We start from the raw sequence: 22786 nt of genomic DNA, 5'->3' as shown, positions 1-22786 counted from the left end.
CTCAGCTAAAGCGCTTGTTGGCGATGCGGTCCCAGCCGCCAACTACATTGCCGGCCGCCGCGCCATCGCTGCGTTTTTGCTGGGTGTACAGAATGCGGACGCGGCCGAAGTTGATTTGCACGTGTTCCAGCGGCTCGCCGCTCTCACCGCTTTGGCTGAAGTCAGAGATGATCACTTCTTCGAGGCGTACTTCGTAGTACTTGAGCTTGTCGCCTCCCGCGCGGTACAGGCACAACGTCAGGTCCTTGATGTGCGTGCCCGCGCAACTGGCTTCAAACAACGCAGCGCTGGATTGATCCAGGCGTTTGCTGAAGCTGAAGTCGCTGAGGCTGGCCCGACCCGAGCCCGCGCCGCCGTTCGAGCTGGCGGTGGCCGAAGTACTCTGGCTAACGCCGAAGTCGTAGGCCACGATTTCGATCCAGCCCTTGTTGCGCTCATCCAGCGACTCGCCGTCGATCCCGTTCACCTTGATGAATCCGTCAAATGCCATGCTGCGTGTCCTTGCTGAGGTCAGATCCAGCAAGGATAGGGAGAGGGCATTGGGCTTTGAAGCGCGGCGAGGGGGGCTGAAAGTGATTTTCAGAACGGTCCTACACTGGTCCCTTGGCACGTCTTACGGAAGATTCCGTAACGGGTGATGTTCGCCGCAGTAGTCGTTCAAAAGGGCCGGAAACTGCCGGATTCGCGTGGCGCGCAGAGGGTGCGCGCCAACAGTAAATACCCGAGAGGGCTTACATCAAACCCGCGCCGTCTGCTTCTCGATGGTCTCGACCGGCGAGGCGTCGGCGAAGCGGTTCACCTGGCGCAGGGCCTTGAAGCCAACCATCCAGGCGCCAACGACACCCAGTGTGCACACGCCGCCGATGATCGCGGCGGGCACGGCCCCCCAGAGCGCCGCGCTGCTGCCGGCGCGGAATTCGCCCAGCTCGTTGGACGAACCGATAAACAACATATTCACCGCATTGACCCGCCCGCGCATGTCGTCCGGCGTCGAGAATTGCACCAGTGTGGAGCGGATATAGACGCTGACCATGTCCGCCGCACCGGCGATCATCAAAGCCAGCAGCGACAGCCAGAACAGCGTCGACAGGGCGAACACCAGATTGGCGACGCCGAACACCGCGACGGCGATGAACATGACCAGACCGACGTGTCGATCAAAAGGCCGGAAACTCAAATACAGACCCGTGCTGACCTCACCCAGACTCATCGCGCTGCGCAGCGCGCCCAGCCCTTCGGGGCCCAGGTGCAGCACTTCATGGGCATAAATCGGCAGCAGCGCCACCACGCCGCCGAGTAGCACCGCGAATAGATCCAGTGAGATGGTGCCGAGGATAATCGGCCGCGAGCGGATGAAGGCGATGCCGGCGGTGAAACGCTTCCAGGCCGTGGATTCGAGAATCTGCTTTTTGCCGGCGTACAGCACCGGCACGCGGATCAGCAACAGCACGCCAGCGATGAAGCTGGCCATGCACACGGAATAGGTCAGCCCGCCGCCGCCTGCTGCATACAGACCGCCGCCGACCAGCGGCCCGGCGATGGTTGCAATGCGCATGATCATGCTGTTGGTGGCGATGGCCGACGCGAGTTTTTCACGCGGGACGACTTGTGGCAGCAGGCTCTGCAACGCCGGCCCGGTGAACGCCCTCGCGCAACCGAACAAGGCGAGGGTGGCGTAAATCAGCCGTGTGTCTTGATGATGGGTCACAGAGAACAGCATCAGCATCAGGCTGCATACGGCTTGCACCGACCAACTGATGGTCAGGATCATCTTGCGATCATAGCGGTCGATCAAGTCGCCGGCCGGCATCAACAGCAGCAACATTGGAATGAACTGCGCCAGGCCGACATAGGCCAGGGAGATCGGGCTGCGGGTCATGTCGTAGACCTGCCAGGCGACAACCACTGCCTGAATCTGCATGGCGAAAACGGCAGCAAGGCGCGCGGTCAGGAAGGCGAAAAAGCCGGGCAGCCGCAGGGCGCTTTTGGCGGAAGATTCAGACGATGAGGCGGGCGATTCGGAGCTCAAGGCAAGGCATCCATCGAAGCGAAAGACGGCCGAGAGTTATACACCGGTCTGGCGCGGTTCGCCGCTAGCTGTCAGGAATTTAATGATGGATGGTGCGGGATATGCTGCGGGCGCATGGAGATCAGAAGGCCTGTTCCCGGCTGAAGCCGGTTCTACTGATGATAGTAGGACCGGCTTCAGCCGGGAACGACCGAATCGCGCTGTCAGCGGCGAACCAGCAAAACCCCCGACTCCATGTGATGGGTATACGGAAACTGATCAAACAGCGCGCACCGCTCGACCCGGTGGGTGTCGTGCAGTTGTGCGATGTTGGCGGCCAGGGTTTCCGGGTTGCACGAGATGTACAGGATGCGCTCAAAACGTCGCGTCAGCTCGCACGTGTCTGGGTCCATGCCGGCGCGGGGCGGGTCGACGAACACGCTGCCGAAGTCGTAGCTTTTCAGGTCGACACCGGCCAGACGACGGAACGGGCGCACCTCATTCAGGGCTTCTGTCAGCTCCTCAGCCGACAGTCGCACCAGCGACACGTTATCCACAGCGTTGTCCGCCAGGTTACTCAGCGCCGCGTTGACCGACGTCTTGCTGATCTCGGTCGCCAGCACCTTGCGCACGCGGGTCGCCAACGGCAGCGTGAAGTTGCCATTGCCGCAATACAGCTCCAGCAAATCATCGTCGCGGTCGCCCAGCGCGTCATACGCCCAGCTCAGCATTTTCTGGTTCACCGTGCCGTTCGGCTGGGTGAACGCGCCCTCCGGCTGGCGATAACTGAAAGTCCGGCCAGCGACGTCCAGCTGCTCGGTCACGTAATCGCGGCCAATCACCAGTCGCTGCCCTTTCGAGCGGCCAATCACACTGACCTTCAGATCAGCCGCCAATTGCTCCGCCTCGACTTGCCAGGCCTCATCCAGCGGGCGGTGATAGCACAGGGTGATCATGCCGTCGCCGGCCAGCGTGGTCAGAAAGTCCACCTGAAACAGCTTGTGATTGAGCGTCTTGCTCACCTCCCAGCGATCCCGCAGCACCGGCATCAGCGCGTTGATCTGCTGGCTGGCAATAGGGAAGTCGTTGATCAGGATCGGCGTGTGCTTGTCCCCCGGCGCGAACATCGCATAGTGACGCTTGCCGTCGTCGCGCCACAGGCGGAACTCGGCGCGCAGGCGGTAGTGCTCGCGTGGCGAATCGAAGACCTGAGGCTCGGGCGCCTCGAAAGGCGCCAGTAGCTCGCGCAGGCGCGTGGCCTTCTCATCGAGCTGAACGGCGTAGTTTGCAGGGTCGAACGTAGAACTCATGGATAAAAGCCCAGCTTGATCACGAACAGAATCGACAGCACGACCAGCGCCGAATTCAGCTCGCGGCCCCGGCCCGACAACAGCTTGATCAGGGTCCAGGAAATGAAGCCAAAGGCGATGCCGTTGGCGATCGAATACGTGAATGGCATGGCCAGGGCGGTGATCACCACAGGTGCTGCTTCAGTGATGTCGTCCCAGTTGATTTCGGCAAGGCCCGACGTCATCAACACAGCCACGAACAGCAGGGCAGGGGCGGTGGCGAATGCTGGAACGCTGCCAGCCAGCGGCGCGAAAAACAACGCCAGCAGAAACAACACCGCAACCACGATAGCCGTCAGACCGGTCCGGCCGCCGGCACTCACGCCCGCCGCGGATTCGATGTAACTGGTGGTGGTCGAGGTGCCCAGCAGAGAGCCGGCCATTGCGGCGGTGCTGTCGGCGATCAGCGCACGGCCCATCTTCGGCATGTGGCCGTCCTTGCCCATCAGGCCCGCACGCTTGGCGACGCCGATCAGGGTGCCGGAGTTGTCGAACAGGTCGACGAACAGGAAGGAGAAAATCACGCTGACCAGACCGATGTTCAGTGCGCCGGGAATGTCCAGCTGCAGGAAGGTCGGCGCCAGTGAAGGCGGCATCGACACCACACCGCCGAACGGCGAGAAGCCCATCACAATCGAAATGATGGTCACGGCCAGAATGCCGATCAGCACGGCGCCGCGCACTTTCAAAGCTTCCAGGGCCACGATCAGCGCGAACCCTAGAGCCGCGAGGATCGGTGCCGGTTTGGCCAGATCGCCCAGGCCAACCATGGTGGCCGGGTTAGTCACCACGATGCCGGCGTTGTGCAGCGCAATCAGCGCCAGGAACAGCCCGATACCGGCAGCAATGGCCGAGCGCAGCGGCAGCGGGATGCTGTTGATGATCCATTCGCGGATGCGGAAGATCGACAGCAGGAAAAACATCACTGCCGAAATGAACACCGCGCCCAGCGCCACTTGCCAGGTGTGGCCCATGTGCAGCACGACGGTGTAGGTGAAGAAGGCGTTCAGGCCCATGCCCGGCGCCAGCGCGATCGGGTAGTTGGCGATCAGCCCCATGACGGTGGAGCCGATGGCCGCCGCCAGGCAGGTAGCGACAAAGATCGCGCCCTTGTCCATGCCGGTCTCGCGAAGAATGCTCGGGTTTACGAACAGGATGTAGGCCATGGCCAGGAAGGTGGTGACCCCGGCCAGAATTTCGGTGCGCACATTGGTGTTATGTGCCCTGAGTTGAAACAACCGCTCCAGCATTTAAGGCTCCCCGGTGACGCTCCGCGTCATTTATGTAGTCGACTGAAACAGCAAAGCACAGCTCACCGAAACGGCTTGCACAAATTCTGCCAGTTGCAAAAAGCCGCGCATCATACCAGCAGCTCCGGGCGATGGGGCCTGGCGCGTGTCGTCGGATTGCAAATGTCCGGATCGGCTTGCCTCATCCGGGCGCCCCGCTGCGTCAAAACGCTCATCACAAACCCTGAACGTTTCCGAAACCGCACAAGTCGTACCCCTTAAGACGCAGATCACTGCGCTGATCGAGTACCTACCGTGAGGCTTCCCATGAGTGCAACCAATGAACAGGCGTTCGCAGGGCATTCCATCGCCCTGACGTTGAACGGCCAGACCCGACAAGTGGACGTGCAGCCCTGGACCACGCTGCTGGATCTGCTGCGCGAGCAGCTCGATCTGTTCGGCACCAAAAAGGGCTGTGACCACGGCCAATGCGGTGCATGCACCGTGCTGCGCGATGGCAAACGCATCAATGCGTGCCTGACCCTGGCGATCATGTGTGACGGCGCCGAGCTGACCACGATCGAAGGGCTTGCCGAAGGCGACACGCTGCACCCGATGCAGCAAGCGTTCATCAAACATGACGCCTTCCAGTGCGGCTACTGCACGCCCGGGCAGATCTGCTCGGCAGTCGGCCTGGCCAATGAAGGCCGCGCCAGCACCGACGACGAAGTGAAAGAACTGATGAGCGGTAACCTGTGCCGGTGCGGCGCCTACAGCAATATCCGCGCGGCGGTGGTGGAAGTCTTGCCATCAATGAATGCCGCACCGGATCAGGGAGGGCGCGGCCAATGAATCCCTTCAGCTACAGCAAGCCTTCCGACATTGCTCAGGCGGTCAATCTTGCAGGTCCTGCCAGCCGGTTCATCGCAGGCGGTACGAACCTGCTGGATTTGATGAAAGAAAACGTCGCCCGCCCCGAGCACCTGATCGACATCACCGGGCTGCCGCTCAAAGACGTCCGAGCAACCGTCAGTGGCGGCCTGATGATCGGCGCGCTGGTGAGTAACGCCGACCTGGCCTGGCATCCGCTGATCGAGCGCGATTATCCGCTGCTGTCCCAAGCCATTCTGGCGGGCGCCTCGCCGCAGTTGCGCAACATGGCGAGCACCGGTGGCAACCTGCTGCAGCGCACCCGCTGCTACTACTTCTACGACTCAACCGTGCCGTGCAACAAGCGCGAGCCTGGCACGGGTTGCCCGGCGAAAGAGGGCCTGAACCGCATCCACGCGATCCTGGGCGCCAGCGATGCCTGCGTCGCGACTCACCCCTCGGACATGTGCGTGGCCCTGGCTGCGCTCGAAGCCCGCGTCCACGTCCAGGGGCGCGCCGGTGCCCGGGTGATCGAGTTCGCTGACTTCCATCGCTTGCCGGGAGATGCGCCGCAGCGCGACAACCAGCTCGCCGACGATGAACTGATCACCGCTGTCGAGCTGCCAGCGCCACGTTTTCAGCAGCACAGCCACTACCTGAAAATCCGTGACCGCGCGTCTTACGCCTTTGCCCTGATTTCAGTGGCCGCTGCTGTCGAGCTTGATGGCGACGTCATCCGTGACGTGCGCATAGCCCTGGGTGGCGTGGCGCACAAACCTTGGCGCGACACGGCCGTCGAGCAGTCGCTCAAAGGTCAGCCGGTCTCGCGGGAAAACTTTGTTGCCGCCGCCGACGCGATGCTGCGCGACGCTCAGCCGCTGGCGCACAACGCTTTCAAGATCAAGCTGGCCCGCCGCGCGATCGTTCGCGCCTTGAGCGATGCCACCTTGGGAGGAACTGTTTAATGAACGCCAATACACCCACCCCGGGAACGGCCTCCGCGCTGGGCCAACCGATGGACCGCGTCGATGGACGCCTGAAAGTCACCGGCCAGGCCCGCTACGCCGGCGAGTACCCGGAGGCAGGCTTGCTGCATGCCAGCGTGGTCTCCAGCACTATCGCCTTGGGTCGCGTCGTGCGTATCGATGCCTCGCAAGCGCTGGCAGTTCCTGGCGTGATCGCGGTTATCGATCACACCAATCGCCCGCACATCGCCAGCTATGACGAGGACTATCAGGACGCCGACGCCGCCGAAGGCTCGCCGTTCCGCCCGTTCTACAACGACCACGTGCTTTACAGCGGCCAGCCTCTGGCGCTGGTGGTGGCAGACACCCTTGAACTGGCGCGGCATGCCGGCTCCCTCGTGCGCATCGAGTACGAAACCAAGCCGCACCAGACCGACCTCAGTGTGGGTCAGAGTGACGCCCACACCGCGCCGGCCGAAACGCCGAAACCGCGTGGGGATTTTTCGGGCGCATTCGCCCAGGCGGCGGTCACGGTCGACAGCCACTACAGCACGCCCAACGAACACCACAACCCGATGGAGCCGCACGCCTCCACGGTGTTCTTCAAGGCTGACGGCAGCCTGGAGATCCACGATAAAACCCAAGGCACGCAGAACTGCCAGGACTACCTGCACAGTGTGTTCGGTCTGGAGAAAGAGAAGATCCGCATCCTCGCCGCCTTCGTCGGTGGCGCCTTCGGTTCCGGCCTGCGTCCGCAATACCAGCTGCCCCTGGCCGTCATGGCGGCATTGAAGCTCCAGCGTTCGGTGCGTCTGACCCTGACCCGCCAGCAGATGTTTACCTTCGGCTATCGTCCGCAAACCTTGCAGCACATGCGGCTCGGGGCGTCCAAAGACGGCAAGCTGATGGCGGTGGCCCACGACGCCATCGGTCAGACCTCGCGCTTTGAAGACTTTGCCGAGCACGTCGTTGAATGGAGCGGCATGCTCTATCAGTGCGACAACGTGGCATTGAGCTACAAGCTCGCGCCGCTGGACGTTTACACGCCGCTGGACATGCGCGCACCGGGCGCTGCTTCCGGCATGGTCGCGCTGGAATGTGCGATGGACGAGCTGGCCATTGCGGCCGGTATCGACCCCGTGCAGCTGCGAGTGGTCAACTTTGCCGACAGCAACGGCAACGAAGGCAAGCCTTACTCCAGTAAAGAACTGCTGGCGTGTTACGAACAAGGCGCCGAGCGTTTCGGCTGGAGCAAGCGCAACCCAGAGCCGCGCAGCATGCGTCAGGGCCGGCAACTGGTGGGTTGGGGCATGGCCGGAGGTGTATGGGAAGCCATGCAGATGCCCGCCAGCGCCAAGGCCAGTATCGATAGCAGCGGCAAGATCACCGTCAGCAGCGCCACCACCGACATCGGCACTGGCACTTACACGGTCATGACCCAGATCGCCGCTGAGGCCGCTGGCGTGAAGCCTGAGGACGTCACCTTCGTACTGGGTGATTCGTCGCTGCCGACGTCGCCATTGCAGGGTGGCTCGTTCACGGTGTCGTCCGTGGGCACGGCGGTGCAGCAGGCCTGTCGTGCCTTGCGCGCCAAGTTGCTCGACGCCGTGCGCATGGCGCATCCGCAACACGCGGTGGTGGACATGGCCGATGTTGTCTGTGGCGACGGCTACTTGCTCATCGACGATGAGCGTTTTGCTTACGCCGACATCGTCCGCGAGTCGTCCCACGAGACGCTTGAAGTGCAGATCGACGCCAAGCCTGACGACAAGCGCGAAGGCTATTCGACGGCAACGCACTCGGCGGTATTCGTCGAAGTGCTGGTGGACGAAGACCTGGGCACTGTCCGCGTCAATCGGGTGGTCGACGCCGTTGCGGCGGGCCGTGTGGTCAATCCGAAAACCGCGCGCAGCCAGATTCTCGGCGGCGTGGTCTGGGGTATCGGTCAGGCGTTGCAGGAAGAAAGCCAGACCGACCACACCCTCGGGCGCTTCATGAACCACAGCCTGGCCGAGTATCACATTCCGGTGAACGCGGACATCGGCGAGATCGAGGTGCTGTTCGTGGAAGAGAACGACAGCATCGTCAATGACCTGGGCTCCAAGGGTGTGGGCGAGATCGGCATCGTCGGCGTGGCCTCGGCCATTGCCAATGCCATCTACCACGCCACGGGCAAGCGGGTTCGGGAATTCCCGATCACGCTGGATAAAGTGCTGTAACCAACGCCGTACCTTGTGCCCTGATCGTTCTCACGCTCTGCGTGGGAACGATGATTTTCTCTGCTGCGCCCTCGAATCCCCCTCATTCAATGTCGCCCCAGTGCAAGCACAGGTCGCGCTGGTGCGCTTGTTGCTCAGGCCTGCTGCGTACCTTGCACCAACGCGGCAGCCACCGAATTGCCGTGGGTCTTCAAGCCTTGAAAAACTGCCGAAAAGAGCTGAATAAAATAACGAGCCGACCCGAGGAGCACCCATGAACTCATTTATTCGTCATATCAGTTGCGCTGTGTTGATGCTGAGCAGCAACGCCCTGATGGCTGCAGAAGCCGCCAAATGCCAAAACGTGCGCATGGGTGTGGTCAACTGGACGGACGTCGTCGCCACCAGCGCTGTTGCCGAAGTGCTGCTTCAGAACATGGGCTACGAGGTCAAACAGACCAGCGCCGCTCAGCAAATCGTCTTCGGCGGTTTGCGTGACGATCGACTCGACGTGTTCATGGGTTACTGGAAGCCGGCGATGGACAAAAACATTGCGCCCTTTGTGGCCGCCAATCAGGTCAAAGTCCTCGACGTGCCGAGCATGAGTGATGCCCAGGCAACCCTGGCGGTGCCGGATTACGTGGCGTCAGGCGGATTAAAAACATTCGGCGATATCGCCAAATTCAAGGACAAACTGGGTGGCAAGATCTATGGCATCGAGCCCGGCACCGGCGCCAACGCCAACATCAAGGGCATGATCGAGAAGAACCAGTTCGGGCTCGGCGGTTTCCAGTTGGTCGAGTCCGGAGAGGCGGGCATGCTCGCGGCGGTGCAGCGTGCGATCAAGCGTAATGAATGGGTGGTATTCGTTGGCTGGACCCCGCACCCAATGAACATCAACATGAAGATCGCCTACCTGACCGGCAGCGAAGATGTGTTCGGGCCGGGTGAAGGGGCTGCGACCGTTTCCGTGGTCACGGCGCCGGATTACGCATCGCGCTGCCCGAACGTCAGCAAGCTGATGAGCAACCTGAAGTTCACGGCCGCTCAGGAAAGCCAGATGATGGTGCCGATCATGGACCGCAAGGCGCCAACCGACGTTGCTCGCCAGTGGCTCAAGGATCATCCTGAAGACATGAAGCGCTGGCTGGATGGCGTGACAACCTTCGATGGCAAAGACGCAGCGTCCGCCGTGCAAGTGGCGGTGAACAAGTAACCAAGCACGCCTGGCCAAGGGCTCGGGCTGGAGCAGCCAATGCCCACGTCTTACCCGCTGTCCCCCGAAATGTCGGCGTTCGTGACCCATACCCTGAGTTTCAGCAGCACGTCCGAGGACATCAACGAGCAGCGCCGCGCGTATTCCCGGATGAGTGAAGCGTTCACGCCCGCCCGTCCGGGGCAGCTCGATGTAAGGGACTTCGCCCTCGGCGGCGTGGCGGTGCGCAGTTACCGGCCTCAGCGATTGTCCCTCGAACGCCCGGCGCCGTGCGTGATGTACCTCCACGGCGGCGGCTGGGTGGTGGGCGATCTCGATTCCCACGACTTTCTGACCGCGGCACTGGCGGCCGACCTCAATGCCGTGGTCATCGCCGTGGATTACCGGCTGGCGCCCGAACATCCATTTCCCGCAGGGTTCGGCGACTGTCTGGCGGTCTGGCACGCCTTGCAGATACACGCACAGCGGCTGGACATCGACCCACGCCGTATCGCCATCGCCGGGGATAGCGCCGGCGGCAATCTTGCCGCTGCAGTGTGCCTGGCATTGCGCGATTCCGGTGAGCGCCAGCCGGTGGGGCAGGCGCTGATTTACCCGGAACTGGGCGGCGCCAACGATCTGCCGTCGCGCCATGAATGCGCCGACGCGCCGCTTCTTTCTACCGCTGAGCTGGCGTATTACCGGCAGCTCTACATGACGGCGGACGAACAATCGGCCTATGCCCGGCCACTCGACGCCGGAAATTTCAATGATCTGGCGCCTGCGTTCATTGCTGTCGCGCAGTTCGACCCCTTGCGTGATGACGGCGTCTGCTACGAGCGTGCATTGCGCGAAGCGGGTGTGCGCACCGAGTTCGATCCCGGGCTCGGGCTGCTTCACGGCAGTCTCAGGGGCAAAGGCCAGGTGCCGGAAGTGGACGCGCTTTATCAGCGGCTGGTTTGCGCGCTGTTGGGCTTTATTCGCGATCCTTTGTAGGGCCTTGCACCTGGAGGTTTTAACTGCCGTGCTGCAGATTCGCCGCTCTGCTCTGCTTCCCGTCAACTGCACTGCCCTGAAAGGTGAGTCAACTCGCCACGCGACAAAAGACCACGCAGAGCAAGTGCCGAAATGGGACTACTCTTTCCATGTCAGCTGACCTGGATCAATACCTTGGCGTGTATTGGTCGAACTGGCCGCCTGACGCATCTCCCCGGTCGCCGACCTGAGTACGAAACCACGAGAACAACGGCCACACCTCGTACTCAATACACCGTGGGGGCAGTCGCTGCAGGCCCCAAGTCTGAAGCCAGTTCCACCTGATAGAGGAAGACCTATGTTCGGCTTAGAGGCGCTCGATCTCGCCCGAATCCAGTTTGCGTTCACTGTTTCATTTCACATTCTTTTCCCTGCCATCACCATTGGTCTGGCGAGCTTCCTCGCGGTGCTCGAAGGCTTGTGGCTGAAAACCCATGACAACACTTATCGCGACCTCTATCACTTCTGGTCGAAAATCTTTGCCGTCAACTTCGGCATGGGTGTGGTTTCCGGGTTGGTCATGGCCTACGAGTTCGGCACTAACTGGAGTCGCTTCTCCGATTTCGCCGGTGCTGTGACCGGGCCCTTGCTGACCTACGAGGTGCTCACGGCGTTCTTCCTCGAAGCGGGCTTCCTCGGCGTCATGCTGTTCGGCTGGAACCGTGTCGGTCGCGGCCTGCACTTCTTCGCCACGTCCATGGTCGCGGTTGGCACGCTGATTTCGACCTTCTGGATTCTGGCCTCCAACAGCTGGATGCAGACCCCGCAGGGCTTCGAGATCATTGATGGCCGCATCATCCCGGTGGACTGGTTCGCGGTGATCTTCAACCCGTCGTTCCCGTACCGCCTGATGCACATGGCAATCGCCGCCTTCGTCTCCACGGCGTTCTTCGTCGGCGCCTCCGCCGCCTGGCATCTGCTGCGTGGTCGTGACAATCCGGCGATTCGCAGGATGCTGTCCATGGCCATGTGGATGGCGCTGATCGTTGCGCCAATTCAGGCCATGGTGGGCGACGCTCACGGCCTGAACACCCTTGAGCATCAACCGGCCAAGATCGCAGCGATCGAAGGTCACTGGGAGAACGTCGGTGACGAGCCGACCCCGCTGATCCTGTTCGGCATCCCGGACATGAAAGAAGAGCGCACCAAATACGCGGTCGAGATTCCGTATCTGGGCAGCCTGATCCTGACCCACAGCCTGGACAAGCAGATCCCGGCGCTGAAGTCCTTCCCGCCGGAAGACCGTCCGAATGCGCTGATCGTGTTCTGGTCGTTCCGCGTCATGGTGGCGCTGGGCATGCTGATGATCGCGGTCGGTCTGTGGAGTGCCTGGTTGCGCTGGCGCGGCGGGCTGTACACCAATCGCTGGTTCCTGCGGCTGGTCATGTGCATGGGGCCGGCCGGTCTGATTGCGATGCTGGCGGGCTGGTTTACCACCGAAATCGGGCGTCAGCCCTGGGTGGTCTACGGGATCATGCGCACGGCGAATGCCGTGTCCAGACACAGCGTTGAACAGTTGAGCATCACTCTGGTGCTGTTCGTGGTGGTGTATTTCCTGCTGTTCGGCACAGGCTTCGGCTACATGATGCGTCTGGTGCGCAAAGGGCCAAAAACCCATGAAGGCGACACGCCGGCACATGGCGGACCAGGGCAGAAACGCACCCCGGCGCGTCCTCTCTCTGCTGCTGATGAAAGCAGCACGGACCACCGTAAAGACAGCCTGACTGAGGGGAACTGAGCCATGGGTATCGATCTTCCACTGATCTGGGCCGTGATCATCATCTTCGGCGTCATGATGTACGTCATCATGGACGGCTTCGATCTGGGCATCGGGATACTGTTCCCGTTCATGAAGGACAAGACGGACCGCGACGTGATGATGAACACCGTCGCACCGGTCTGGGACGGCAATGAAACCTGGCTGGTACTGGGCGGGGCCGGCTTGTTCGGCGCCTTCCCGCTGGCCTACTCGGTCGTGCTCGAAGCGCTGTACCTGCCGTTGATCTTCATGCTGTTCGGGCTGATCTTTCGCGGCGTAGCGTTCGAGTTTCGCTTCAAAGCCACTGATATCAAGCGCCACCTGTGGGACAAGGCGTTCATCGGCGGTTCGCTGGTGGCGACATTCTTCCAGGGCGTGGCACTGGGCGCGTACATCGACGGCATTCCCGTGGTCGACCGAGCCTATGCCGGCGGTGGCCTGGACTGGCTGACGCCGTTCTCGATCTTCTGCGGCCTGGCGCTGATCGTGGCCTACGCATTGCTCGGCTGCACTTGGCTGATCATGAAGACCGAAGGGGCGTTGCAGAAAGCCATGCACGATCTGGCACGACCTTTGGCCCTGGCCACGCTGGTGGTCATGGCGATCGTCAGCCTGTGGACGCCACTGGCCCATCAGGCCATCGCCGATCGCTGGTTCAGCCTGCCAAACCTGTTGTGGTTCATGCCGGTGCCGGCGCTGGTCATGGTAACGATGTACGGCCTGTTCAAAGCGGTGGCGCGCAACGCCAACTACGCGCCGTTCCTGTTGACACTGGTGCTGATCTTCCTGGGCTACAGCGGTCTGGGCATCAGCTTGTGGCCGAACATCATTCCGCCAACCGTGTCCATCTGGGCCGCTGCCTCGCCGCCACAGAGCCAGGGTTTCATGCTGGTCGGTACGCTGTTCATCATTCCGCTGATCCTGGGTTACACGTTCTGGAGCTATTACGTATTCCGCGGCAAAGTCACCCACGAACACGGCTATCACTAGCAGCCAGTGGCCCCGGGTTATTGCCGGGGCCTGACTGCGGGAGAGGAGGGTTTAGCGATGTCGGTTAAAGAATCTGTTCAGTACGAAGGTCGGAATCAAAACGAGCACAAGCGCGAGGTTGATCCAGCGCAAGGCAAGCCACTGTGGCAGCGCATCGGCTGGCTGTTGATCATCTGGACCGGCAGCGTGCTGGCGCTGTTCGTGGTCGCCATGCTGCTGCGCATGTTCATGACAGCGGCAGGCATGAAGTCGCATTGAGTTATTCCCGCTCGATAAAAAACCCGCCTCGGCGGGTTTTTTTTGGCTGCACATCTGAAGTCAGGACGACGAGCGCGGTGAGCTATTTACGCGCCTTGAGGATCACGAACTTCGGCGTCGCCGCCACTTGCTCCACGCCCCGGAACAGTCGCGCCAGTTTGCTGTGATAGCCCAGATGCCGGTTGCCGACGATGTACAGCGCGCCGCCGGTGACCAGTGCCGAGCGCGCCTGCTGGAACATTCGCCAGGCGAGGAAGTCGCCGACCACTTGTTGCTGGTGAAACGGCGGATTACACAGGACGACGTCCAGCGAATCGGGTTCCTGCGACGCCAGCCCGTCACCTGCGTGAATCACCGCCGGCCGCTCGCCGAGGGCAAGTCTCCAGTTCTCCTGCGCCGACTGCACCGCCATGAACGACTCGTCCACCAGCGTGTAATGCGCGTCGGGGTTGTCCAGCGCACTGGCGATGGCGAGCACGCCATTGCCGCAGCCCAGATCCGCGACCCGCGCCGAGCCCAGGCCTTTGGGCAAGTACGGCAGGAAGGCCCGCGTGCCGATGTCCAGACCGTCACGGCAAAACACGTTGGCGTGGTTGATCAGTTCGATCTTCGGCTCGTCCAGCGTGTAACGGGTGGGGTAGGGCGAAGGCTGAACGGTTTTGACCTCAGGGGTGCAGAACAGCAGCCGCGCTTTTTTCACGGCGAGGGATGCTTGCACGGGGCCGATGTACTCTTCCATCAGCTCGCCAGCCGAGCGGGGCAGGTGCTTGATCATCCCGGCGGCGACGACTTTGGCGTTCGGGGCCAGTTGGTCCTGCAAACGAATCAGCTGTTCTTCCAGCAAGGCGAGTGTCTTCGGCACGCGAATCAGCACCCAGTCGAAGGGGCCGGTCAACGGCGCGCTGGCTGGGATCACCGGCACAGCGTCATAGGTCAGGCCGTTGCGCACCAGATTCTTTTCCAGAGCCTGGGCGCCGAGGTACGAATCCGTGCTGCTGACCACTGTGGCATGGGGCGCGAGACTGGCTGCGAGCGCGCCGAAACTGTCGTTGAGCACCAGTACCCGTGTTTGCAGCGTCACGCCCTGTTCAGCGACGTGGTTGAGCAGGTACTCGTCAGCGGCATCGAAGGCCTGCAAGGGCTCATCCGACTGTTCCGGCTGGCGGATCAGATCGAGCTGGGCAAGCGGGGTGGTAAGCAGGGGCATGGGCGGAGCGTTTCCAGTCGTTGATGGCGTGATCGGCGTGCTGGCGGGAGTTGCACCTGTGCCGGCATCACGAGGTTCGCGAAGCCGGCGATTTTACGTGTTTTTTGCCCACACGCACCGGGCTTTTCGTCCTGGCTTCGCCCCAGCGTCGCCTTATGCCTAGATCACCCCGTCTTTCGTTGCCTGAACCACTGCCGACATCTTGTTGCAGGCGCCGATCTTCTGAATGGCTTTGCCCACGTGGAAATTAACGGTGCGCGCTGTGACATCAAGGATCAACGCGACTTCTGCCGCCGTTTTGCCCGTAGCGCACCACTTCAATACCTCTACCTCCCTAATCGTCAGGCCCTTGTAGGTGAGCGTCTCCGCGCTCGTCGTGCAGCCGTCCCCCCTCTTGCCGATGTCCATCGCGTGCCTCCATGCTCAGTCTTGATCGTCCTGATCGAAGTCTAGGAAACAATCACGGCCTCAAAAGCGTCGCGCCTGGGGAACAAGCCGGAGTGGTGACTGATGAGCTACCAGCGGCATCTTTGAACGGCCATAAAATCAAAAGGTTAGGGCAGCGTTATGCGCCGTTGCGAGCCGCTTCGCGATTACACCGATAGCGAAATACTCTAAAAATCGCTCAGTCCGCTGCGGATATCACTACAAACCGACGGTGTTTATCGCGGCGGGTTTGCGGGACACTGATCACCCTTTTTTGCGAGACAGGAGCCAGGAGCGCCCCATGACTGCCAGTGCAGAGAAATTCACCCGGCAAACGCTGCTGGACGTTACGCCGCTGACTCCCAGTCTCTTTACCTTTCGCACCACCCGCGATCCCGGTTTCCGCTTCACGGCGGGACAATTCGCACGTCTGGGCGTCACCAAACCCGATGGCACGACGGTGTGGCGGGCGTACTCGGTGGTGTCCTCACCCTTCGATGAATTCCTCGAATTTTTCTCGATCGTGGTGCCCAACGGCGAATTCACCAGCGAGTTGAGCCGGCTTCGTCAGGGCGACACGCTGATGGTGGAAAAACAGGCGGTGGGTTACCTGACCCTGGATCGCTTCACCGATGGTCGCGACCTCTGGATGTTATCCACGGGCACTGGCGTGGCGCCGTTTCTGTCGATTCTGCAGGACTTTGAGGTCTGGGAAAAATTCGAGCGCATCATTCTGGTGTACAGCGCTCGCGAGTCCCGGGAGTTGGCCTACCAGCAGCTGATTGCCGAGCTGACCCAGCGCGAATACCTGGCTGAGTACGCTCACAAGTTCACGTTTATCGCGACGGTAACGAGGGAGTCGCATCCGGGGGCGCTCAGCGGACGGATTACCACGCTGATCGAAACCGGTGAGTTGGAGAAGGCGGCCGGTGTGGAGCTGACACCCGAGCACTCACGGGTGATGATTTGCGGCAATCCGCAGATGATCGAAGACACCCGCGCGATACTGAAGACCCGCGACATGCGCCTGGCGCTGACGCGCAAGCCGGGACAGATTGCGGTGGAGAATTACTGGTAGGTTCATACAGCGTTGCAATCGCAAGACCCGCACAGAAGCGGGCTTGCTCGATTAGATGGGGGTGCATCCGCTGAGTTTCCAGCGGCCGGTATGCCGTCTTCGCGAGCAAGCTCGCTCCCACACGTCCAGCAGCGAGCGGTGATTCCGAGCCATCCCCCGATCCTGTGGGAGCGAGCTTGCTCGCGAAGCTCGCGTTCAGTATGCAGAGCAAACAGCCGGATGCTCGCAGCCCTCAGCCCTTAAACGAACCGGTCGGGCGTCACTGGCAGTGGCGCAGCCGGTTTGCTGTTCTGCTCTTTCAGCAGATCGCGGATTTCGCCCAGCAGCAGTTCTTCTTTGGACGGCGTTGGCGGCAGGGTCGGGGCTTTGGCTTCTTCGCGTTTCAGGCGGTTGATTGCCTTGACGCCCATGAAGATGGCGAATGCCACGATGATGAAGTCGATCACGGTCTGAATGAACTTGCCGTAAGCCAGCACCACCGCTGGCGCGGCACCTTCCGCAGGTCGCAGCACGACCGACAGATCACTGAAGTCCACGCCGCCGATCAGCAACCCGAGGGGCGGCATGATTACATCGCCTACGAACGACGAAACGATCTTGCCGAATGCCGCGCCGATGATGATACCGACGGCCATGTCGACGACGTTTCCTTTTACGGCAAAGGCTTTGAACTCGCTTAGTACGCTCATGGGTGTATTCCTTTGTTACAGATGTGAGGGGTAAATGTAGTGTAAGTCAGCAAGCTGCATCCCGCTTAAACCATGCAATCGACCGGGTACGACCCGGTAAGTTTTATTTAATCCTCCAAAAGCATGCATGCCCGGTAGCGCTGCGCCCGACGGTTTGACGCATCGGGTATGATTGCCCCTTTTTTACATCGGGGGTGTCATGGCCAAGGCCAAACGCATGTACGGCTGCACCGAGTGCGGTTCGACGTTTCCCAAATGGGCCGGCCAGTGCAGCGAATGCGGCGCATGGAACACCCTTGTTGAAACCGTAATCGACAACAGCACAGCGGCTGCGCCCAGCGGTCGTTCCGGCTGGACCGGCCAACAGGCACAGATCAAAACCCTGGCCGAAGTCAGTGTCGAAGAAATCCCGCGTTTTTCCACCAACTCCACTGAACTGGATCGCGTCCTTGGCGGCGGCCTGGTAGATGGCTCGGTCGTGCTGATCGGCGGTGACCCCGGCATTGGCAAGTCGACCATTCTGTTGCAGACCCTCTGCGCCATTGCCGAGCGCATGCCGGCGCTGTACGTCACCGGCGAAGAGTCGCAGCAGCAGGTCGCGATGCGTGCCCGCAGGCTTGGCCTGCCCCAGGACAAGCTGCGGGTCATGACCGAGACCTGCATCGAAACCATCATTGCCACGGCGCGCATCGAGCAGCCGAAGGTCATGGTGATCGATTCGATCCAGACCATCTTCACCGAACAGCTGCAATCTGCGCCCGGCGGCGTATCCCAGGTGCGCGAGAGCGCCGCGTTGCTGGTGCGATACGCCAAGCAGAGCGGTACCGCGATCTTCCTGGTCGGCCACGTGACCAAAGAAGGCGCGCTGGCCGGGCCTCGCGTCCTGGAGCACATGGTCGACACCGTGTTGTATTTCGAAGGTGAGTCCGATGGCCGCCTGCGCTTGCTGCGCGCCGTGAAGAACCGCTTTGGTGCCGTCAACGAACTGGGCGTTTTCGGCATGACCGACAAAGGTTTGAAAGAAGTCTCGAATCCCTCGGCGATCTTTCTCACCCGCGCGCAGGAAGAAGTCGCGGGCAGCGTGGTCATGGCCACGTGGGAAGGCACCCGGCCGATGCTGGTCGAAGTGCAGGCGCTGGTCGATGACAGCCACCTGTCCAACCCGCGTCGTGTGACGTTGGGGCTGGATCAAAACCGGCTCGCCATGTTGCTGGCCGTACTGCACCGCCACGGCGGCATTCCCACCCATGACCAGGATGTGTTTCTCAACGTCGTGGGCGGGGTGAAAGTGCTGGAAACCGCTTCCGACCTGGCCTTGATGGCCGCCGTGATGTCCAGCCTGCGTAACCGGGCGCTGCCGGGCGACTTGCTGGTGTTCGGTGAAGTGGGCTTGTCGGGAGAAGTGCGCCCCGTGCCCAGTGGGCAGGAGCGACTCAAAGAGGCGGCCAAGCACGGCTTCAAGCGCGCCATCGTGCCCAAGGGCAACGCCCCGAAAGAGTCGCCGCCCGGCCTGACGGTGATCGGCGTGACTCGCCTTGATCAAGCGCTGGACGCGTTGTTCGAATAAGGCGGCGCGCCCTATAGATGTATCAGCGCACCCAGCTCGCGCTCCAGTTCATCGTGATCGGCAATGTTGAGTTCGATCAGTCGGCGCAGGTGCGTCACTGAATCGAGCTCGATGTGCTTGCAGACAAATCCCAGGTGATTGTGATCATCGTGGGTCAGCTGCACCTCCATCACGACGTCTATACCGTCCTGCAACTCGATGTCGACCATGAAGCGCTGGTTGGCATCACCCTCCCAAGGCGAGGGTTTTTCGATCAGCAGCCCCTTGAGCGACAGGTCGATCAGCTGAACCGTCCAGGTCTGCTCGCCCTGGCTGAGTTTGGTTTTCGCGTCGAATGCAACGCGTTTGAAGCGACGACGTTCATTGTGATTCTCGGTCATTACGCTACTACTCCTTCTGCGCCTCAAGCGCCCACTGCGTTGACTATAGGACAAATATCGCGCTAGACCATCGTGGGGGTAGCCTTTCGCTCCGGCGGCGCTAAACTCCGCTTGCTGAATAAAAATAAGTCCACTCAGTTGGAATCAAAAAAAATGAAAAACAATAATGGTCTGCTGCGCCACGTGCCCTGGCTGATGGTTGCCATCCTTGGGGCCTGGGCGCTGGGAGTGGTTGCGTTGCGTCGCGGGGAGGCGATCAACGCACTCTGGATTGTGGTCGCCGCAGTGGCCATTTATCTGGTCGCTTATCGTTACTACAGCCTGTTCATCGCAACTAAGGTCATGCAACTCGACCCGACCCGGGCCACCCCCGCAGTGCTGAAAAATGACGGGCTCGACTACGTTCCCACCAATAAACACATCCTCTTCGGTCACCACTTCGCTGCCATTGCCGGCGCCGGCCCTCTTGTCGGTCCGGTGCTCGCCGCGCAGATGGGGTATCTGCCCGGTACGCTGTGGCTGATTGCCGGTGTCGTGCTGGCCGGTGCGGTTCAGGACTTCATGATCCTGTTCCTTTCCACGCGCCGTAACGGGCGCTCTCTGGGCGACATGGTCCGCGAAGAAATGGGCCGCATTCCCGGCACCATTGCGTTGTTCGGCTGCTTCCTGATCATGATCATCATCCTTGCGGTGCTGGCGCTGATCGTCGTCAAGGCACTGGCCGAGAGCCCATGGGGCATGTTCACGGTCATGGCAACGATTCCGATCGCGATGTTTATGGGCATCTACATGCGCTTCATACGTCCGGGCCGTATCGGCGAGATCTCGGTGGTGGGCGTCGTGCTGTTGCTGCTGTCGATCTGGGTTGGTGGTCTGGTGGCAGCGAGTCCTGAGTGGGCGCCGATGTTCACGTTCACTGGCGTTCAGATCACCTGGATGCTGGTCGGCTACGGCTTTGTCGCCGCCATGCTCCCGGTCTGGCTGGTACTGGCGCCTCGCGACTACCTGTCCACGTTCCTGAAAATCGGCACCATCATCGCCCTGGCGATCGGCATCCTGATTCTCGCGCCTGAGCTTAAAATGCCTGCGCTGACGCAGTTCACCGACGGCACCGGTCCGGTCTGGAAAGGCACCCTGTTTCCGTTCCTGTTCATCACCATCGCCTGTGGCGCGGTATCCGGTTTCCACGCGCTGATTTCTTCGGGCACCACGCCTAAGCTGCTGGATAACGAAGTCAACGCCCGTTACATCGGTTACGGCGGCATGCTGATGGAGTCGTTCGTGGCGATCATGGCGATGGTCGCGGCTTCGGTCATCGAGCCAGGCGTGTACTTCGCGATGAACAGCCCGGCGGCTATCGTCGGCTCCGACGTCAATTCGGTCGCGCAGATGGTCAGCAGTTGGGGCTTCCTCATCACGCCGGATCAATTGACCGCGGTGGCGAAGGACATCGGCGAAAACACTGTGCTGGCACGTGCCGGTGGTGCACCGACCCTGGCCGTGGGGATCGCTCAGATCCTGCACCAGGCGTTCCCGGGTCAGAACACCATGGCGTTCTGGTACCACTTCGCGATTCTGTTTGAAGCGCTGTTCATCCTGACCGCAGTCGATGCCGGTACCCGTGCCGGCCGCTTCATGCTGCAGGATTTGCTGGGCAGTTTTGTCCCAGCACTGAAACGCACCGAGTCCTGGACCGCCAACGCCATCGGCACCGGTGGTTGTGTCGCGCTGTGGGGGTATCTGCTGTATCAGGGCGTGATCGATCCGCTGGGCGGGATCAACACGTTGTGGCCATTGTTCGGTATCTCCAACCAGATGCTGGCGGGTATTGCGCTGATGCTGGCGACGGTCGTGCTGATCAAAATGAAGCGCCAACAGTACGTGTGGGTCACTATTCTGCCGGCTTCGTGGCTACTGATCTGCACCGTGACCGCAGGCTTCATCAAGCTCTTCGACCCGAGCCCTGCGGTGGGCTTCCTGGCGCTGGCGAAGAAATACAGCGCAGCGGCAGATGCCGGTCAGGTGCTGGCCCCTGCCAAGACCATGGACCAGATGCAGCATGTGATCTTCAACGCCTACACCAACGCCACCCTGACCACGCTGTTCCTGTTCGTGGTCCTGAGCATTCTGTTCTATGCACTGAAAGTGGGGCGTGCGGCGTGGATCAAGAAGGAGCGTACCGACAAGGAATCGCCATTCCAGGCGTTCCCGGAAACCCATTGAGTGCGCTGTAACGCGAGGAGCTGCCTATGTTCAACGATCTGAGTCGCCTGGGTAAGTATCTCGGTCAGGCCGCCCGCCTCATGGTGGGCATGCCGGATTACGACAACTACGTTGAGCATATGCAGAAGACTCACCCGGACAAGCCGGTGATGTCCTACGAAGCGTTCTTCCGGGAACGCCAGGACGCCCGTTACGGCGGGAAGGGCGGGCCCAAGTGTTGCTAATGAAGTGACCCCTGGTCATGCAGGAGTGAGCTTGCTCGCGATGCGTTAATTCAGTCGCCGCTGTACTGACTGACATTTCGAATCGCCAGCAATCTCACTCCTGTTTTTTTTCAGCGAATCGAGGTCTTTTTTTTGTTCACACCTATCCCCGTCACGATCCTCAGCGGCTTTCTCGGCGCCGGCAAAACCACCTTGCTGCGCCATCTGCTCAAGGAGGAGCACGGCCTGAAGATCGCCGTGATCGAGAACGAATTCAGTGACGCCGGCGTTGATACCCAATTACTGGGCGATGAGCCCGTGCAGGTCATGACCCTGTCCAACGGTTGCGTCTGCTGCACCATTCACACCGACCTGACCAAAGCGCTATTCCTTTTGCTGGAGCGGCTCGACAGCGGCGAAATAGCTTTCGATCGGCTGGTCATTGAGTGCACCGGTCTGGCAGACCCCGCACCGGTGGCGCAAACCTTCTTCATCGACGAGGAGCTGCGTGAGCGCTACATCCTCGACGGCATCATTACGCTGGTCGACGCCGCCCATGCCGACACGCACCTGGAGCAGACCATTGCCCAGGCGCAGATCGGCTTCGCGGATCGTCTGCTGGTGAGCAAGACCGATCTGGTGGACGAAGCAGCTTTCAATGCATTGAGCGAGCGCTTGACCCGCATCAACCGACGTGCGCCGATCCGTGTGGTCGAGCACGGCAAGATCGATCTGGCCGAACTGCTGGACGTGCGCGGCTTCAACCTCAACGCTGACATCGGCGGGATGACCTTGCGACCGGCAGCCCCTGCAGGCCGCTCCATCGACCGGATCAGCAGCCTGGTCCTGCGCAGTGACCAGCCGCTGGATATCGACAGGCTCAGCACCTTCATGAACGAGTTGCTGGAAGAGCACGGCAAACAACTGCTGCGCTACAAAGGCGTGCTGAACATCGCCGGTGAGGATCGCAAACTGGTGTTTCAGGGGGTGCTGAAGCTCTACGGATTTGATTTCGACGTAGAGTGGGCAGAAGGCGAAAAGCGCGAAAGCGTGATCGTGTTCATTGCCGACGAACTGCCAGAAGAAAAAATCCGGGCGGGGTTTGAAATGGTCTCAGAATAGGCTAAGTTTGGCCATCAAATAATATGATGGCCAAA

At 61.0% G+C, this 22786-nt stretch carries 21 protein-coding genes; 13 read left to right on the top strand and 8 right to left on the bottom strand.

Translation table 11 applies throughout. The features are described 5' to 3' along the window. Position 1 precedes the first annotated feature (1 nt). The 4 genes from IFT99_RS13825 to IFT99_RS13810 form a co-directional block, all read right to left on the bottom strand. Positions 2–490, bottom strand: coding sequence for an Hcp family type VI secretion system effector (locus tag IFT99_RS13825; RefSeq protein WP_065987559.1), 489 nt, complete (start codon positions 488–490; stop codon positions 2–4). A gap of 246 nt (positions 491–736) precedes the next feature. Then, complete coding sequence (locus IFT99_RS13820; RefSeq protein WP_192132902.1) at positions 737–2029, bottom strand: MFS transporter; 1293 nt, start codon at positions 2027–2029, stop codon at positions 737–739. 203 nt (positions 2030–2232) lie between these two features. Beyond that, positions 2233–3318, bottom strand: a complete 1086-nt coding sequence (trmA, locus tag IFT99_RS13815; protein ID WP_192132900.1) for a tRNA (uridine(54)-C5)-methyltransferase TrmA — start codon at positions 3316–3318, stop codon at positions 2233–2235. After that, positions 3315–4607 (bottom strand): NCS2 family permease, encoded by a 1293-nt coding sequence (locus tag IFT99_RS13810; protein ID WP_192132898.1) that lies wholly within the window; start codon positions 4605–4607, stop codon positions 3315–3317. The genes trmA and IFT99_RS13810 overlap by 4 nt, the downstream gene beginning before the upstream one ends. Positions 4608–4913: 306 nt before the next feature. On the opposite strand from IFT99_RS13810, the gene IFT99_RS13805 reads away from it, so the two are divergent. The 8 genes from IFT99_RS13805 to IFT99_RS13770 all read left to right on the top strand — a co-directional run bounded on the left by IFT99_RS13805 (position 4914) and on the right by IFT99_RS13770 (position 13856). Continuing rightward, the gene (locus IFT99_RS13805) at positions 4914–5438 is read left to right on the top strand and encodes a (2Fe-2S)-binding protein (protein WP_192132896.1); all 525 of its coding nucleotides are present in this window, start codon (positions 4914–4916) and stop codon (positions 5436–5438) included. After that, positions 5435–6421, top strand: coding sequence for an FAD binding domain-containing protein (locus IFT99_RS13800; protein WP_192132894.1), 987 nt, complete (start codon positions 5435–5437; stop codon positions 6419–6421). Before IFT99_RS13805 ends, IFT99_RS13800 begins: the two co-directional genes overlap by 4 nt. Beyond that, positions 6421–8640: a xanthine dehydrogenase family protein molybdopterin-binding subunit gene (locus IFT99_RS13795; protein ID WP_192132892.1), complete on the top strand. Its 2220-nt coding sequence runs from the start codon at positions 6421–6423 to the stop codon at positions 8638–8640. Before IFT99_RS13800 ends, IFT99_RS13795 begins: the two co-directional genes overlap by 1 nt. A 253-nt stretch (positions 8641–8893) precedes the next feature. Beyond that, positions 8894–9835, top strand: coding sequence for a choline ABC transporter substrate-binding protein (gene choX, locus IFT99_RS13790; protein WP_065987552.1), 942 nt, complete (start codon positions 8894–8896; stop codon positions 9833–9835). A gap of 39 nt (positions 9836–9874) precedes the next feature. Beyond that, on the top strand, positions 9875–10810 hold the full coding sequence (locus IFT99_RS13785; protein WP_192132890.1) for an alpha/beta hydrolase: 936 nt from the start codon (positions 9875–9877) through the stop codon (positions 10808–10810). Positions 10811–11147: 337 nt separating this feature from the next. After that, on the top strand, positions 11148–12587 hold the full coding sequence (locus tag IFT99_RS13780) for a cytochrome ubiquinol oxidase subunit I (protein WP_065987550.1): 1440 nt from the start codon (positions 11148–11150) through the stop codon (positions 12585–12587). 3 nt (positions 12588–12590) lie between these two features. Further along, positions 12591–13598, top strand: a complete 1008-nt coding sequence (gene cydB, locus IFT99_RS13775; RefSeq protein ID WP_065987549.1) for a cytochrome d ubiquinol oxidase subunit II — start codon at positions 12591–12593, stop codon at positions 13596–13598. Positions 13599–13655: 57 nt separating this feature from the next. Continuing rightward, positions 13656–13856, top strand: a complete 201-nt coding sequence (locus IFT99_RS13770) for a DUF2474 domain-containing protein (RefSeq protein ID WP_065987548.1) — start codon at positions 13656–13658, stop codon at positions 13854–13856. A gap of 82 nt (positions 13857–13938) precedes the next feature. Here IFT99_RS13770 and IFT99_RS13765 read toward each other — a convergent pair whose 3' ends face one another. Together IFT99_RS13765 and IFT99_RS13760 are read right to left on the bottom strand one after the other, a co-directional pair. After that, complete coding sequence (locus IFT99_RS13765; RefSeq protein WP_065987547.1) at positions 13939–15063, bottom strand: methyltransferase; 1125 nt, start codon at positions 15061–15063, stop codon at positions 13939–13941. Between the two features lie 159 nt (positions 15064–15222). Beyond that, positions 15223–15471, bottom strand: a complete 249-nt coding sequence (locus IFT99_RS13760; protein ID WP_065987546.1) for a helix-turn-helix transcriptional regulator — start codon at positions 15469–15471, stop codon at positions 15223–15225. Positions 15472–15790: 319 nt separating this feature from the next. Here IFT99_RS13760 and IFT99_RS13755 point away from each other — a divergent pair, with 319 nt between their 5' ends. Then, positions 15791–16567: a ferredoxin--NADP reductase gene (locus IFT99_RS13755; RefSeq protein ID WP_192132889.1), complete on the top strand. Its 777-nt coding sequence runs from the start codon at positions 15791–15793 to the stop codon at positions 16565–16567. Between the two features lie 239 nt (positions 16568–16806). On the opposite strand, the gene mscL is transcribed toward IFT99_RS13755, so the two are convergent. After that, entirely contained in the window at positions 16807–17256 is a 450-nt protein-coding gene (mscL, locus tag IFT99_RS13750; protein WP_065987544.1) for a large-conductance mechanosensitive channel protein MscL, read from the bottom strand. A 199-nt stretch (positions 17257–17455) separates the two neighbouring features. On the opposite strand from mscL, the gene radA reads away from it, so the two are divergent. Next, positions 17456–18823 (top strand): DNA repair protein RadA, encoded by a 1368-nt coding sequence (gene radA, locus IFT99_RS13745; RefSeq protein WP_074888638.1) that lies wholly within the window; start codon positions 17456–17458, stop codon positions 18821–18823. 11 nt (positions 18824–18834) lie between these two features. On the opposite strand, the gene IFT99_RS13740 is transcribed toward radA, so the two are convergent. Beyond that, the gene (locus IFT99_RS13740; RefSeq protein ID WP_192132887.1) at positions 18835–19203 is read right to left on the bottom strand and encodes a PilZ domain-containing protein; all 369 of its coding nucleotides are present in this window, start codon (positions 19201–19203) and stop codon (positions 18835–18837) included. Between the two features lie 153 nt (positions 19204–19356). Here IFT99_RS13740 and IFT99_RS13735 point away from each other — a divergent pair, with 153 nt between their 5' ends. The 3 genes from IFT99_RS13735 (at position 19357) to yjiA (ending at position 22751) form a co-directional block, all read left to right on the top strand. Next, positions 19357–21426, top strand: coding sequence for a carbon starvation CstA family protein (locus IFT99_RS13735; RefSeq protein WP_192132885.1), 2070 nt, complete (start codon positions 19357–19359; stop codon positions 21424–21426). A gap of 26 nt (positions 21427–21452) precedes the next feature. Beyond that, positions 21453–21650: a YbdD/YjiX family protein gene (locus IFT99_RS13730; RefSeq protein ID WP_065987541.1), complete on the top strand. Its 198-nt coding sequence runs from the start codon at positions 21453–21455 to the stop codon at positions 21648–21650. Between the two features lie 132 nt (positions 21651–21782). Next, the gene (gene yjiA / locus IFT99_RS13725; RefSeq protein ID WP_192132883.1) at positions 21783–22751 is read left to right on the top strand and encodes a GTPase; all 969 of its coding nucleotides are present in this window, start codon (positions 21783–21785) and stop codon (positions 22749–22751) included. Positions 22752–22786: the final 35 nt, after the last annotated feature.

The sequence above is a fragment of the Pseudomonas sp. CFBP 8772 genome, assembly GCF_014841665.1.
GTDB classification, from domain to species: Bacteria; Pseudomonadota; Gammaproteobacteria; order Pseudomonadales; family Pseudomonadaceae; genus Aquipseudomonas; species Aquipseudomonas graminis_B.
Note: the sequence above shows the minus strand (reverse complement) of the source record. Positions and strands in the feature narration are given on the sequence as shown.